This window comes from Streptomyces sp. NPDC006798 (assembly GCF_040635975.1).
GTDB lineage: Bacteria > Actinomycetota > Actinomycetes > Streptomycetales > Streptomycetaceae > Streptomyces.
Window position 1 is genome coordinate 80,996 of record NZ_JBEYIS010000006.1, and the last position, 14,091, is coordinate 95,086.

Here is a 14,091-nt window from a genome sequence, read left to right on the forward strand (position 1 = left end):
CGCCCCGGCACTGGTTGCGGGCGGAACGGACCGGCCGTGGGGGCCGGGGAGCGTTGACCACGGGCAGGAGGGGAGGCGGCATGGACGACTACGCGGGCAGGGTGCTGGCCGACCGCTACCGCCTGCCGCTGCTCCCCGCCGACGACACCGAGCCTCATGAGGCCGCCGAGACCCGGGCCTTCGACACCTACAGCGGCCAGGAGGTACTGGTCCGTCAGGTGCCGCTGCCCGAGGTCGTGGAGGCGGAGGTGGTCGGCCCCGACGAATATCCGGGGCCCGCGGGCGGCCCCGGCGGCTACGGGGGCGGCCGGGCCCACGGCAGCGCCCTCAGACCCGACGACCCGGCGGTCCAGCGCGCCGTCGAGGCGGCGCGGGCCGCCGCCCGGGTGCCCGACCATCCGCGCCTCGACCAGGTCTTCGACGTCTTCGCCGAGGACGGGTCGCTCTGGATCGTCAGCGAGTGGGTCGACGCCCGGCCGCTCGCCGCCTTCCTCGCCGAGCAGCCGATGACGCCGTACCGGGCGGCCGAGGTCGCCTCCGACGTCCTCACGGCCCTCGGCGCGGTGCACGCGTACGGCTGGACCCATCGCAATGTCACCGCCCGTACGGTCCTGGTCTGCGAGGACGGCCGGGTGGTGCTCACCGGCCTGGCGGCGGGCGCGGCCGAGGAGGCGCTCTGCGGCTACGCCCCGGTGCCCGCCGGGCCGCCCCTCGACCCCCACGGGGACTTCGCCCCCGGCGACGGCGAGGATGACGGGGACGACGCGTACGACCCCGATATCGAAGGTGCCGAGAGTGCCGAGGACGCCGAGGACGGGTACGGCGACGGCGGTTACGAGGACGACGACGAACCCGGCGGTACGGTCTACGACGCCCGCGACCCGGACGGCGGCGGCCGGGCCGGGGCCTCCGGATCCGGCGCGTACACCGTCGAGCCGTGGCGGTCGGGCCCGGACGTCCGGGGCGCCCGGAGCGGGGCCATCGCCGCCTACCGGGCCGGGGCCCGGGCCGCGGGCCGGGGTGCCGACGGCCGGACCCCCGAAGGCGACGGGCCCGACTGGTGGGCCACCAAGCCCGACACCCCCGCCCTCCCCGCCGGGCCGGACTCCGCCGGACCGGACCGCACCGGATCCGACGGCGGACACGAGGGCCCCCGCTACCACGACCACGTCACCCCCGACACCGACAACACCGACACCGATACCGGCACCGGACCGGGCCACGGCCCCGCCCGCCCCGACGGCGACCCGACCGGTCCCGAGGCGCCCGGCGGCCACGAACCGCACCGCCACGACCCGTACGGCACCGAGGCGTACGGCCGCGATCCGTACGGCACCGGCGGCCCCGGCCCCGCGCATCTCACCGGCAGTTGGCACGACGGCCCGACCGGCGCCGAAGGGCCCCGGTCCCTCCCGGCGGGCGGCACCACCCCCGCCCTCCCGGGACCGGCCGACGGCACCCCCGCCCCCGGCTCCCGCCCCCAGCGCCACAGCGACCCGTACGGCGTCCGCGCCCTCCCGCCGGGCGACCCCGCCCCGCCGCCCGGCGGACTGCCCGCCCTGCCCGTCGCCCGCGCCGGACGCCCCGGCGGCGCCCCGGCCCCCCGCGACGACCGGCCCGAGATCCCGCCGCCCGCCACCGCCTCCGGCTGGGACCGGGGCGGCGCGGGCCGCGAGGCGCTCCGCGCCGACGCCCGGCGCGACCCCGGCCCCGACCGCCCGGCACCACCGGCCCCCGGCGGCTGGGACGAGCCGCCCGCCGCTCCCGGTGCCCCCGTCCACCGGGGCCCGGCGACCCCGCTCGCGGCCGAACGGGCCCGGCAGGCCAGGATCACCGTGGTCGGCGCCGTCACCGAGCGATGGGCGCCCGAACAGGCCGGACCCGTCCACGAGAACTGGCAGCTCGCCGCCCCCGTCGGCCCCGCCACCGACCTGTGGGCCCTCGGCGCCCTGCTCTACCGCTCCGTCCAGGGCCACGCGCCCTACCCCGAGGACAGCGCCGCCGAACTGGTCCATCTGGTCTGCGCCGAACCGCCCGCCTTCGCCGAGGAGTGCGGCCCGCTCCGCCCGGTCGTGGAGTCCCTGCTCCGCCAGGACCCCACCGAGCGCCCCGACACGGAGGAACTCCGCGGCTGGCTGCGGTCCCTGATCCGGTCCGCGCCCGAGCCCGACGCCGGACTGGACGTGGTGGCGCTGCCCGCCGCCCGGCCCGAGCGGGGCGGCAGCCGGCTGCCCATCCTCCGCCGCCGGGGCGAACTGGTCCGCAGACGCCGGACCTCCGCCGAGGTCGTCCACGGCCGCCACCGCCACAAGAAGCCCCGGACCGACCGGGAGCGCGGCCCCAAGTCCCTCGGCCGCAGGCTGCTCGTCGTGGTCCTGCTGCTGATGACCGCCGCCGTGCTCTACGCGGTGCTGTTCATGCCCAAGGAGAACGACTCCGCGGACCGTACCGCTCCGGGCGGCGATCAGCGCCCCACGGCGACGACCGGTACGGCCCCCGGCGGCGAGCCGCGCCCCTCGGGATCCCCCCGCACCTCGCCGGACGGCGAGAACACCGGGAACACCGGCAGCAATGGCGGCGACGACGGCACCGGGACGCCCGGCGCCGGGGACGTGGCGCGCGGCTACGCCCTGCGGAACGACGCCGAGGGCTTCACCGTCGCCGTCGACCAGGGCTGGCAGCGCCGCCCGATGAACGACACGGGCCAGGTCAGGTACGGCGACGGCGACTTCACCCTGATCGTCGTCCCCGGCCGCGACCGGGTCCGCGACGGCGAGGACCCTCTCGACTACCAGCGCGACCGGGAGCGGGAACTGGAGCCCTTCCGCAGCTCCTCCTGGGCCACGTCGAGCGGGCTGCGCCGGATCGAGGTCGGGCAGCGGGTGATGGCGGAGGGCCAGTACACCTGGCAGGACAGCAGCGGCCGTGAGGTCTTCGTCCGCAACCGGGTCGTGGTGATCGGCGACCGGTACCACGTGATCCAGGTGATCGGCCCCGGCGACCGCCGTGAGAAGGTCTCGGAGGCGTACGACCAGGCCGTCGCGGTCTATCGGGGCAGAGGCTGAGCCCGGGGCCGGACACCGGCGGCAACTGACGGCCGGTCATCACGGCGGCCTGGCGGGTCACTCGTGACCGGCGGGGGAGAGCCCGTCAGGAACCGTCCCATCCTCCTCGTCGTCCCCTTCCATGGCCCGGATTGCGAGGTCCGGACGGCGGGCGGCCGTTCCGGCGGCCGGAACGGCATGACAGGGTGTGGGACGGGGTGACGGGGCCACAACGGGGCGGCCAGCGTACGGAGAAACGGGGCGGGGAGACGTCGGGCACGTGGAGAACACGAGGAACACGGGCGAGGGAGTCGTACTCGCCGGGCGGTACCGGCTGGGCGAGTCCATCGGCAGGGGCGGCATGGGCCGGGTCTGGCGGGCCCGTGACGAGGTGCTGCACCGGGTGGTCGCGGTCAAGGAACTGACCGCCGGAATGTACGCCTCCGAGTCGGACCGGGCCCGGCTGCACGCCCGGACGCAGAAAGAGGCCAGGGCCGCCGCCCGAATAACCCACCCCGGCGTCGTCACCGTCCACGACGTCCTGGAGCACGACGACCGGCCGTGGATCGTGATGCAGTACGTCGAGGGCAGGTCCCTCGCCGACGCCACCAAGGAATCCGGCGGGCTGCCCGCGCTGGAGACCGCGCGGATCGGGCAGCGGGTCCTCGACGCGCTGGGCGCCGCGCACGCCGCCGGGGTGCTCCACCGCGATGTGAAACCGGCCAATGTGCTGCTGGCCCGGGACGGCGGCGTACTCCTCACCGACTTCGGTATCGCCGTGATCGAGGGCGACTCGACCATCACCAGGACCGGCGAGATCGTCGGTTCCATCGACTACGTCGCCCCGGAGCGGGTCAGGGGCGGCGATCCCGGGCCCGCCTGCGATCTGTGGTCCCTGGGCGTGACCCTGTACTCGGCGGTGACCGGCGAGTCGCCGTTCCGCCGGACGTCCCCGCTGGGCACGATGCGGGCGGTCGTGGCCGAGGAGCCCGGACTGCCGCGCGGGGCCGGTGCGCTGGGCCCGGTGGTGATGGCCCTGCTGGCGAAGGAACCGGAGGCCCGGCCGGGGGCGGCCGAGGCGGCCCGGATGCTGTCGGCGGCGGTCGCCGAGCTGGAGCGGGCGGGGACGGGCGGCTCCGAGGGGGCGACCGCGGTCTCCACGGCCGTGCTCCCGCCCGAGCCCGGCTTCGGTTCCGGATTCGGGCCGGGCTTCGGGTCCGGCGGGACCCGCGCGCCCGGCGGGCCCGGCCCGGATGCCCCGGGCGGCGGCTCGTTCGCGGACTCGTCCGGTACGGCCGTTCCGGCGGGCTCCGGCGGCCTGTTCGACGCGGCCGACCAGGGCCGGTACGGCGATCCGTACGGCTCCGGGGGTGTCACGGGTTCGTCCGGCCCCGCCGGGACCGGTGACTACTTCCGGCCGGGCGGGGCGGTGGACTCGCCCGAGTACGCGGGCCTCGGCGGCCCGTTCGTCCCCGGTGACCGGGCGGGAGCCGACGCCGCCCCCGGCTCTGGTGCCGGTTCGGGAACCGGCGCCTCCGGAACCGCACTCTCCGGAACGTCCGCGACCTCGTCGACACCCCTGGTGCCCGCGTCCGTTGGGGCCGCAGGGCCGCCCGGGACTTCCGCGACGACTCCGAACGCGGTCCCGCAGGGCAGCCCGGACGCCGGATCCCCGGCGGGCGGCGGCCGGGGCCGGAAGCGGAACGCGAAGGGCACCGGCGGGGGCCGGAAGGGCGGGCGGACCCGCCTGGTCGCGGCCGTGGTCGCGCTCTCCGCGATCGTCGGCGCCACCGCCGGAATCGTCGCGATGCGGTACGCGGACGGCGACGACGAGAAGAACGGGACGGGCACCCGTACCCCCACGACCGCGACCGCCGGTGTCGACGGCTCCACCCAGGGCGGCGGAAAGCCGCTCGCGTCCACCGAGCCCGGCACGAAGCCCGGTTCCGACTCCGGCTCCGATCAGGGCACCGACGGCTCCGATTCGACCGGAGAGGTCCCGCCCGGCTGGAAGCGGGTCAAGGATCCCCTCGGGTTCTCCCTCGTGATGCCGAAGGACTGGCAGCGGATCACGGCGAAGGAGGGCCAGGTGGACTACTCGCCCGACGGCGGCCGCCATCTGCTCCGGATCAACATCAACAAGGCCCCGAAATTCATGGACCAGTACGAACACGCGCTCGTACTGGAGAAGAGCCTGCGGCAGCTGCCGGACTACGAACGGGTCACCCTGGAACGGGACACGTTCCGGGGACACGAGAACGCCGCCGTACTGAAGTTCTCCTGGACCGAGAAGACCGGCTCCCCCGGCCCCCGCTACGGAGCCGACCAACTGTATGTGGACGCCGCAGGAACGGAGTACGCGATTTTCCTCGCCGGGCCCGTCGAGAGCCGCGAGAAGACCCGGACGGACTTCGAGACGATACGGAAGAGCTGGCAGGGCCCCGCCGACCGGTGACCCCGCCTCCTGGGGCCAGGACCAGGGCTCGGGGAGGCGCCCCCGGGTCCCGGTCTTGTCACGGCTCCGCATCCAGCCGGGGCAGGGGTGGCATCCGGCCACAATCGCCACGGAGGATGTGGGCATGACGAACGACGGACGCCGGGCGGCCGAGCCCACCAGTTACGACCTCAGGCCACCGCAGGCACCCGGGGCACCGGCCCCGGACCGGATTCCGGCCATCTCGCCGGACCCCTCGGCCGCCGTACGACCCGTCGCGCCCGCGCCCCGCCCCGTACCGTCGGACGCCGTGCCCGTACCCCCGCCCGGCGCTCCGTCCGGGGCCGCGCCCGCCTCCCCGCCCGCCGGGGACGGCACCGACCCGGTCACCGGGCGGCTGATCGGCGGCCGCTACCGGCTGGTCTCCCGGCTCGGCCACGGCGGCATGGGCACCGTCTGGCGGGCCCACGACGAAACCGTCGACCGTCAGGTCGCGGTCAAGGAACCCCGGGTCCCCGAATCCCTCCCCGCCGCCGAACGCGAGACGGTCCATCTGCGGATGCGGCGCGAGGCCCGCGCCGCCGCCAGGATCGACCACCCGGCCGTCGTCACCGTCCACGACGTCGTCATGGAGGACGGCAGGCCGTGGCTGGTCATGGAGTGGGTACGCGGCCAGTCGCTGGCCGCCCGGCTGGCCGACGGCACCCTCGACGTCCGCGAGGCGGCCCGGATCGGACTCGCCGTCCTCGGCGCGCTGGAGGCCGCCCACACCGCCGGAGTGCTCCACCGCGACGTCAAACCGGACAACGTCCTCCTCGGTGGGGGCGAGGGCCCGGCCGGTGACGAGCGGGTGGTCCTCACCGACTTCGGCATCGCCCGGGTCGAGGGCGAGCAGGGGCTCACGGAGACCGGCGCGTTCGTCGGTTCGCCCGAGTACGTCGCCCCGGAACGGGTGCTGGGCCAGCGACCCGGCCCCGCGTCGGACCTCTGGTCCCTCGGAGTCGTGCTCTACACCGTGGTCGAGGGCGTCTCGCCGTTCCGCCGCGCCAACGCCCCGGCCACCCTCCAGGCCGTGCTCTCGACCGAACCCTCCGCACCGACCCGGGGCACGGGCCCCTTCGCCGACCTGATCGGCCGGATACTCCGCAAGGACCCGGCGCTGCGCCCCGGCGCGGCGGAGATCCGTCAGGTCCTGGAGTCCGTGGCCCGCCCGCCCCAGCCGGTTCAGCCGACGCCGGTCGCGTACGACCCGACGGTACGGTTCGGCGCCCACCCCGCCCCTGCCCCCGTACCCGCCCCGGCCCCCGAGGCCCCGGCGGCGAAGGGCGGCCGGTGGGTACCGCCCGCCCTCCAAGGCAACCGGAAGGCCGGATTCGGCCTGGCGGGCGGCGCGCTGGCACTCGCCGCCGCACTGGTCCTGGTCGTCCTGAAGCCCTTCGGCGGCACCGACGAAGGCACACTCCCCGCCGGCTGGGAGGTCCGCAACGACCGCGAGGTGCTGGCCGCCTCGGTCGCCGTCCCCTCCGACTACCGCCGCGTCCAGGACTCCACCGACGCCGAGGTGACCTACTACGATCCCAGCGGTGTCTTCCGGGTCTACCTGGAGAAGGTCGATCCCTCCGAGCCCGGCGACAAACGCAAGGCGACCCCCACGGCCTGGCGGGAGTTCTACGAACGGGGCGGCAAGGATGGCCGCGATATGAAGGACCAGTCGGTCACGGTCCAGGAGACCACCCACCAGGGTGTGGGCGCCTTCGAATCGAACGTCACCTTCTCCCCGTACTACGCCTCGGGCCCGGACGAGGAGCAGGTCCGCAAGCGCTGGCGCGAACTCGTCGTCACCACCGACGCGGAGGTCCCCGAGGTCTACTGGTGGCTCCGCGTCGCGGGCCCCTCCGACGGCTGGGCGGCGAAGGAGGGCGACCGCCTGTTCGAGGGCATCGTGGCGAACCTGAAGATCGAGGGTCTGTAGCTCCTACCGGTCAGCCGGTTCGTCGGTGGTGGAGTAGGAGGAGTGCGGCGATGGTGTTGGCGGAGCGGATGTGGCCTTCGGTGACGAGTCGGCGGATGTGGGTGAGGGGGATCCATTCGCGGCGGGTGGATTCGAAGGCGTCGCGGGGTTCGCCGACCTGGTGGGCCCGGTCGGACCAGTAGATCCGGTGGTGGGAGGTGGCGATCCCGGGCATCGGGTCGACGGCCAGCAGGGGTCGCAGGGGTCCGGGCCGCCAGCCGGTCTCCTCCTCGAACTCCCGGGCGGCGGCGTGCGCGGGGTCCTCGCCCTCGGCGATGCCGCCGGAGGGGAGTTCCCAGCCCCAGGCGCCGTGATGAACCGATGCCGCCACAGGAGCAGGACCTCGTCGCGCTCGTTGAGTACGGCGGCGACCGCGACGGGCCGTACGCGGATCACCGTATGGTCCAGGCGCCGCCCGTCGGGGAGTTCGACATCGGCCATACCCACCCGGATCCACGGGTTCTCGTACACGGTGCGCTCACCGAGCGACTTCCATTCGGACACGGAGACTCCTTGCCGCCGGATGTCCCTCGTCCCAGCACACCGGGAGTGTCAGAACGGAATGCCGCGGAGTTCGGTCCTCAGGGGGGACGGGTGGGCCGACTGGGTCCGTGGGAGGGGTGTCCGTGCCTACTCTGGCGGTGTCGTGCTGTCGCTGCTGCTCGGACGAGAGGCAAGGCCATGTCACCCCGTGCTGTCCCGGACCCGTACGCCGATCCGCTGGCGTTCGGCCAGCGTCTCCAGATCCTCCGGACCCGTAAGGGGCTGACCCGGGACCAACTCGGCGGGCTGATGGGCCGGACGGGTTCGTGGGTGAAGGCTCTGGAGACGGGGCGGCTGAAGACCCCGAAGCTTGATGTCGTGTTGCGGCTGGCGGAGATACTGCGGCTGCGGGACCTGTCGGAACTGACCGGGGACCAGTCGGTGCGCGTCGAGCTGTTCACGGGGCCGGGGCATCCGAGGCTGGCGGCCGTACGGACGGCGGTGGACGCGTTGGCCCTGGGGGACGACCGGGAGGCACCCCCGGCGGAGCATCTGGCCGCCCGGCTCGCACGGGCGTGGCGGGCCCGGCACTCCTCGCCGCACCACCGCGATGTCGTGGGCGCGTTGCTGCCCGATTTGATCAGTGACACGCAGTCGGCGGTAAGGCAGGCGGGCTCTGCCTCCGAACGGCGGGCCGCGCAAGCCGTGTTGTCCGAGGTGTACTCGCTCTCCCAGTTCTTCATCGCCTACCAGCCGGACGCGGCACTGCTGTGGCGGGTCGCCGACCGTGGTCTGGTCGCCGCCCAGGACTCCGGGGACCCGCACATGGTCGGTGTGGCCGCCTGGCTGAGCGCCCAGGCCCACCGCGACGAGGGCCCGGCCCACTTCGACGCGGCCGACGCCGTCACCTCCGCCGCGCTCGGCCATCTCGAACCGATGCTCCCCGACGCCGGTGACGACGTCCTCGCCATCACCGGAGCGCTGACCTTCGAGGCCGGATACACGGCGGCCCGACGCGGTGACACCGGCACGGCCTGGCGCTACTGGGACCGGGCCGACGCCATGGCCCGCCGACTGCCGGAGACCTACTTCCACCCGGTCACCAGCTTCTCCCGCGCGATCATGGGTGCCCACGCGGTCACCGTCGCCGTCGAACTCCGCCAGGCCGGGGAGGCGGTCCGCCAGGCGGCGGCCTGCGACGCCGTACCCATTCCCTCGCGCCCGCGCCGCGCCCGCCACCGGATCGAGGAGGCGCGCGGCTATCAACTCGCGGGCCGCCCGGACGCCGCGCTCGCGACCCTGTCGAGCGCCCACGAGTCCGCGCCCGAGACCATCGCGTACAACGGCTACGCCAAAGCGATCGTCATGGAGGAGGCCGAGAGCAAGAGCCCGCCCCGCCGCCGTCGAGCGGCCGAGCTGGCGGTGAAGCTGGGTTTGCTGGCCGCGTAGCCGACAAGGGGGCACAAACAGTGCCCCTGCCTTCCGTGTTCCGCCCCCACGCTGAATCCGTACCGGATTCAGCGTGCGGCTGGGGAGAACATGTCGAAACAGCACATCCGTCAACGACAGTGCGACCTGTGCGGGGAACCGGGCGCGGACGCCTGCGTCCGGATGGCCTCCGGTGCTCCCGGTGAGCGGCAGCGGCCCGTGTTCGGGCACGCGGAGTGTGCGCGGGGCCGGGGGATCGTCCCGCTGTACCGGCTCGTGACCGCCGGGGGTGTGCGATGACCGGCGTCCCTGGTCCGGTGTTGGGCGGGTTTCCGGAGTACTGCGTGTACTGCGAGCGGCCGGTTGAACGGACCGAGGAGACCTTGCTGATGCTCGGGTTCTCCGCCTCCGACACCCGGCCGTCCCTCTACGCGCACCCGGAGTGCCCCAAGCCGCGCAAGCGGGCCCCGGTCCGGCCCCGGCGCGCCTGAAGTCTCCCGGGCTCGGTGGCCCCACGCCTCGGACCCGGGAATGGGTCCCGGCTCCGTACAACCGTCCCCCGCGGCACGGAGCCGGGACCACCCACCCCCAGAAACCAAAGACGCCCCGACCGGCCGTTCACAGCGGTCACTCGGGGCTCAACCGACCAGCCCTCCCAAGGAGCTGACCTGTCGTATGCGTGACCCTATCTCCAGCCTCATCGCCCTCGTACGGGCTTTACTGAAGCCGCGTCGAAGCCGTCCCGCCGTCATCATCGTGGTCCGGCCTCCGGCCGATCCATGGGCCCGGCCCTGGAGCAGCCCCACCCGGGCCGAAGCCCAGGTCATCCTCCGGGCCCGCGCCACCGCGACCACCACCGGAACCAACGCCCCACCCGGCGCCCGAAGGCTGATCGTCGCCCGCGACGGGCTCCACTTCGAACGACCCGTCGCCGTACGAGCCGCCTGGCCCGGACCCGCCTGGACGTGGATCCGGTGACCCGCGACGGACTCCTCACCGAGCCGCAACCCGCGCCCGACGCCGCCCGGTGCGGTGTCTGCGGACGGACGACCACCGTTCCTGTCGAGGTCGGGCCCGGGCGCTTCACCTGCCCCGAGCACATCGTCAATATCGGCGGTTCAGTGCTGGATCAGGCCGCCGACCGGGACCGGCGCGGCATGGCCCGTCGCCGGGAGGGTTCGGGCGAGGGTGAGGCCGATGTCGACCAGTGACGACCGGCGCAGGCCGGGGACGTCGGCGAACGGGGTCCAGACCGACTCCGCCGTCTCGCCGTTCGGCTCGGGGCGGAGCCGGCCGCCCGTGATCCGGACCTGGTAGAAGATCCCGACGTTCTGGTGCTCCGGCGAACCCGGCACTCGGCGTTCGGCGGCGGGAATGATCCGGGAGTCCACGCCCAGCAGGCGTTCGACCACGGCGGTGCAGCCGGTCTCCTCGGCGACCTCCCGGATCACCGTGTCGAAAGGATCCTCGCCGTGTTCGACCCGGCCGCCCGGCAGGGTCCAGGTGTCGCCCGTCGGCGCGACGTGCCGGGCGAGCAGCACCCGTCCGTCGGTGACACATACGGCATACGCCGCCAGTCGGAAACTCATGGTCCGCACCTCCTACCGGACCCTAACCCCCGATCAACCCTCGGCCGGACCGCCGATCACATCAGTTCCGGGCGCCCTTCGGCAGGACGTGCGACAGGCCGTGGGAGGCCAGCGGTCCCTGGAAGGGCTGCCATATCGCCGGGTCGGCCAGATTGGTGAAGAGCCCCGTGCAGGTGTTGGTATCTCCGGTGACCAGGCCGTGGATCACGGCCTTTCCGGACTTCGCCGGGGCGAACAACGGTCCTCCGCTGTCGCCGGGGCCGACCCGCTTCTGCTCAGTGCCCGCGCACAGGAACTCCTTGTCCCAGCTGCCTCCCTCGGTGTCGAACTCGGTCACCGGGAGGGCCGCTTCACGCATGCGGGACGGCTTGCTGTCGGCGTCTTCGAGGACGGTACGGCCCCAGCCCGCCGCTTGGAGGACGCGGCCCGGCTCGGGGCGGCTGCCCGCCGGGGGAAGGGACGCGGCCCGCTGCCGGACGGGGCGGTCGAGCACGATGAGGCCGAGATCGGTATTGGTCGAGGTCGAGAAACCGGGGTGGCTGTAGACGGTGAACGCGTCGTCGTTCACCACTGTGCCCCGGGGGCTGTTCATATCGGCCCGGCCCAGGACGACTCGCATCTTCACATGGCCCGACTCGACCCACTTGGAACAGTGCGCAGCCGTGGCGACGACCCGCGCGTCGATGAGCGCCGCGCCGCAGAAGTGGCCCCATGTCCCGTCCGCGTTCCGCTGTTCGAGCTGGACGACATAGGAGTACTTACCGTTCGGCACCGGCGTTCCGCCGACGATCGCGGACGCCGAAGGCGCGGTGGTCAAGACGATTCCCGACGCGGCGACCGCCGCGAGGCAGGCGGTGATCCGTCGACTCGTGAGCTGGCGCATGGTCTGGTGCAAGGAGACTCCTCGGCTCGGAGGGGAGGCCGTCGATCGACCGGGCGTACCGGTCGCACCGGGCACCCGGGGGCTCCTCGGAGTCCGCCCGTGTGCTCAGCCGGCCGTGTTCCATCGCTTTGAGTCAACGGCACAGCGCATTCCGTCAGCGTCTCGATTTTTCGATACGCCGCCGATAGGTCCCCGGTGATCCCATGGAGTCGGATGCCGGGCCCAGCCCCCCAGCTCCCGGGCCCGGCCTCTCCGACGTGCGAGGCCCCTGCGAACCCGTGGATCCCAGGGGCCCCGGGCGTCCCGGCGTGATCACCTTCGTCCAGATTTTCGAACAACTCGCTGATCAGGGCCGATACGGCACCGGTCGGCCGGACCCGGGTACGGGTCCGGCCAAAGGTGTTACCGGCCGGTACCCAAAGAGTCGGAGGAGGAATACCGTGGGTCCCATGACGGACGTGAAGGCCCCCGCCGCCCCTCTCGGAACCAACCCCCGAGCCGCCGCACCGACCGGTGTCCGCACCGCCGCGGACGTGGTCACCCCCGAGGTGGTGGCCCAGCTCACCCGGGGTGTCGTCGGCTCCGGGCGGACGGCCAACCACACCCCCTTCACCGGGGAGAAGCTGGCAGATCTGCCCGAGTCAACCCCGGACGACGTGGCGGAGGCGTTCCGGCGGGCGCGGGCCGCCCAGCCGGTGTGGGCCGCCGTGCCGGTCCGGACCCGGGCCGCCGTACTGCTCCGCTTCCACGATCTGGTGCTGGAGCGGCAGGCCGAGGTCCTCGATCTGATCCAGTTGGAGACCGGCAAGGCCCGGCTGCACGCCCATGAGGAGATCCAGGCCGTCACGGTCGCCGCCCGGCACTACGGTCGGCGGGCCAACGCCTATCTGAAGCCCCGGCGGCATACCGGGGTCGTCCCCGTACTGACCAGGACCACCGAACTGCGCCAGCCGCGCGGCGTCGTCGGCCAGATCGCGCCGTGGAACTATCCGCTGGAGCTCTCCGTCGGCGACGCGCTGCCCGCGTTCGTCGCCGGCAACGCGGTGGTGATGAAGCCGGACACGGAGACCGCTCTCACCGCCCTGTGGGCCCGCGATCTGCTGATCGAGGCCGGGCTGCCCGCCGAGGTCTTCCAGGTCGTCCTGGGTGAGGGCCCGGTGGTCGGCCCCGAGGTCGTCCGGCACGCGGACTACGTCTCGTTCACCGGCTCCACCCGGACCGGCCGCGAGGTCGCCCGGGGCGCCGCGGAGCGGCTGGTCGGCTGCTCCCTCGAACTCGGTGGCAAGAACGCCATGCTCGTCCTCGCCGACGCCGATGTCGAACGGGCCGCCGCGGGCGCGATCCGGGCCTGCTTCTCCTCCGCCGGGCAGCTCTGCATCTCCATCGAGCGGCTCTACGTCCACGAGTCGGTCGCCGACGAATTCATCGAGCGGTTCGTCGCCCGGACGAAGGCGATGCGCCTCGGCAACTCCCTCGCGTACGGCGCCGAAATGGGCTCCCTCGTCGGTGAGCGGCAGCTGGAGACCGTGGTCCGCCATGTCGACGAGGCCGTGGCCAAGGGCGCGACCGTACTCGCGGGCGGCGTCGCCAGGCCCGATATCGGCCCGCTGTTCTACGAGCCGACCGTCCTGGAGGGCGTCGAGGAGCCGATGGCCGTCTGCGCCGAGGAGACCTTCGGTCCGGTGGTCTCGGTCTACCGGTTCTCCGACGAGGACGAGGTGATCGAGCGCGCCAACGCCACCCCGTACGGCCTCAACGCCAGCGTCTGGACCCGGGACGGCAGGCGGGGCCATGCCGTCGCGACCCGGCTGCGGACCGGCACGGTCAACATCAACGAGGGGTACGCCCCGACCTACGGCAGCGTGCAGTCCCCGATGGGCGGGATGAAGGACTCCGGCCTGGGGCGGCGGCACGGCTCGGAAGGCATCCTGAAGTACACGGAGGCCCAGACCGTTTCGCAGCAGCGGGTGATGCCGATGGGCCCGGCGTTCGGGATGGACGACGAGAAGTACGCCGACCTGATGAACCGGTCCCTGCGGCTGATGAAGGTGTTCCGGCTCCGCTGACGGGGCGGGCCGGGAGAGGCCCGAAGCCCGAGGGCCGGATCCCGGGCCCCAGCCCCTGGCACCGGCCTCGTGCCCCGGCCCCCGACACCGATCCCGTAGCCCCGGTCCCGGCCCCCGGCCCCTGAACCGTGTCCCGGCCCCGCCCGTGAGGCC

8 protein-coding genes and 1 pseudogene are annotated in these 14,091 nt (G+C 73.8%); 6 read left to right on the top strand and 3 right to left on the bottom strand.

Annotated features, from left to right (window positions below):
- Positions 1-80: 80 nt before the first annotated feature.
- The 3 genes from ABZ714_RS05805 (at position 81) to ABZ714_RS05815 (ending at position 7,450) form a co-directional block, all read left to right on the top strand.
- Positions 81-3,065 (top strand): protein kinase, encoded by a 2,985-nt coding sequence (locus tag ABZ714_RS05805; protein WP_358823885.1) that lies wholly within the window; start codon positions 81-83, stop codon positions 3,063-3,065.
- Positions 3,066-3,324: 259 nt separating this feature from the next.
- Positions 3,325-5,499: a serine/threonine-protein kinase gene (locus tag ABZ714_RS05810; protein ID WP_358823886.1), complete on the top strand. Its 2,175-nt coding sequence runs from the start codon at positions 3,325-3,327 to the stop codon at positions 5,497-5,499.
- Between the two features lie 124 nt (positions 5,500-5,623).
- Positions 5,624-7,450: a serine/threonine-protein kinase gene (locus tag ABZ714_RS05815; protein WP_358823887.1), complete on the top strand. Its 1,827-nt coding sequence runs from the start codon at positions 5,624-5,626 to the stop codon at positions 7,448-7,450.
- Positions 7,451-7,460: 10 nt separating this feature from the next.
- Here the strand turns inward: ABZ714_RS05815 and ABZ714_RS05820 are convergent.
- A pseudogene (locus ABZ714_RS05820) lies at positions 7,461-7,930 on the bottom strand (NUDIX hydrolase).
- Between the two features lie 240 nt (positions 7,931-8,170).
- Here ABZ714_RS05820 and ABZ714_RS05825 point away from each other — a divergent pair.
- Both ABZ714_RS05825 and ABZ714_RS05830 read left to right on the top strand, forming a co-directional pair.
- The gene (locus ABZ714_RS05825; RefSeq protein WP_358823888.1) at positions 8,171-9,421 is read left to right on the top strand and encodes a helix-turn-helix transcriptional regulator; all 1,251 of its coding nucleotides are present in this window, start codon (positions 8,171-8,173) and stop codon (positions 9,419-9,421) included.
- Positions 9,422-10,075: 654 nt separating this feature from the next.
- Positions 10,076-10,378: a hypothetical protein gene (locus tag ABZ714_RS05830; protein ID WP_358823889.1), complete on the top strand. Its 303-nt coding sequence runs from the start codon at positions 10,076-10,078 to the stop codon at positions 10,376-10,378.
- A gap of 140 nt (positions 10,379-10,518) precedes the next feature.
- On the opposite strand, the gene ABZ714_RS05835 is transcribed toward ABZ714_RS05830, so the two are convergent.
- Both ABZ714_RS05835 and ABZ714_RS05840 read right to left on the bottom strand, forming a co-directional pair.
- Entirely contained in the window at positions 10,519-10,989 is a 471-nt protein-coding gene (locus ABZ714_RS05835) for an NUDIX domain-containing protein (RefSeq protein ID WP_358823890.1), read from the bottom strand.
- Positions 10,990-11,050: 61 nt separating this feature from the next.
- Positions 11,051-11,884, bottom strand: coding sequence for a serine protease (locus ABZ714_RS05840; RefSeq protein WP_358823891.1), 834 nt, complete (start codon positions 11,882-11,884; stop codon positions 11,051-11,053).
- 437 nt (positions 11,885-12,321) lie between these two features.
- On the opposite strand from ABZ714_RS05840, the gene ABZ714_RS05845 reads away from it, so the two are divergent.
- Positions 12,322-13,938, top strand: coding sequence for a succinic semialdehyde dehydrogenase (locus ABZ714_RS05845; protein WP_358823892.1), 1,617 nt, complete (start codon positions 12,322-12,324; stop codon positions 13,936-13,938).
- Positions 13,939-14,091 lie beyond the last annotated feature (153 nt).

Excerpts from the sequence above, each read along its gene's own strand:
- ABZ714_RS05805 (WP_358823885.1), top strand. The coding sequence starts at position 81 with ATGGACGACTACGCGGGCAGGGTGCTGGCCGACCGCTACCGCCTGCCG.
- ABZ714_RS05815 (WP_358823887.1), top strand. The coding sequence starts at position 5,624 with ATGACGAACGACGGACGCCGGGCGGCCGAGCCCACCAGTTACGACCTC.
- ABZ714_RS05825 (WP_358823888.1), top strand. The coding sequence starts at position 8,171 with ATGTCACCCCGTGCTGTCCCGGACCCGTACGCCGATCCGCTGGCGTTC.
- ABZ714_RS05830 (WP_358823889.1), top strand. The coding sequence starts at position 10,076 with ATGCGTGACCCTATCTCCAGCCTCATCGCCCTCGTACGGGCTTTACTG.
- ABZ714_RS05835 (WP_358823890.1), bottom strand. The coding sequence starts at position 10,989 with ATGAGTTTCCGACTGGCGGCGTATGCCGTATGTGTCACCGACGGACGG.
- ABZ714_RS05845 (WP_358823892.1), top strand. The coding sequence starts at position 12,322 with ATGACGGACGTGAAGGCCCCCGCCGCCCCTCTCGGAACCAACCCCCGA.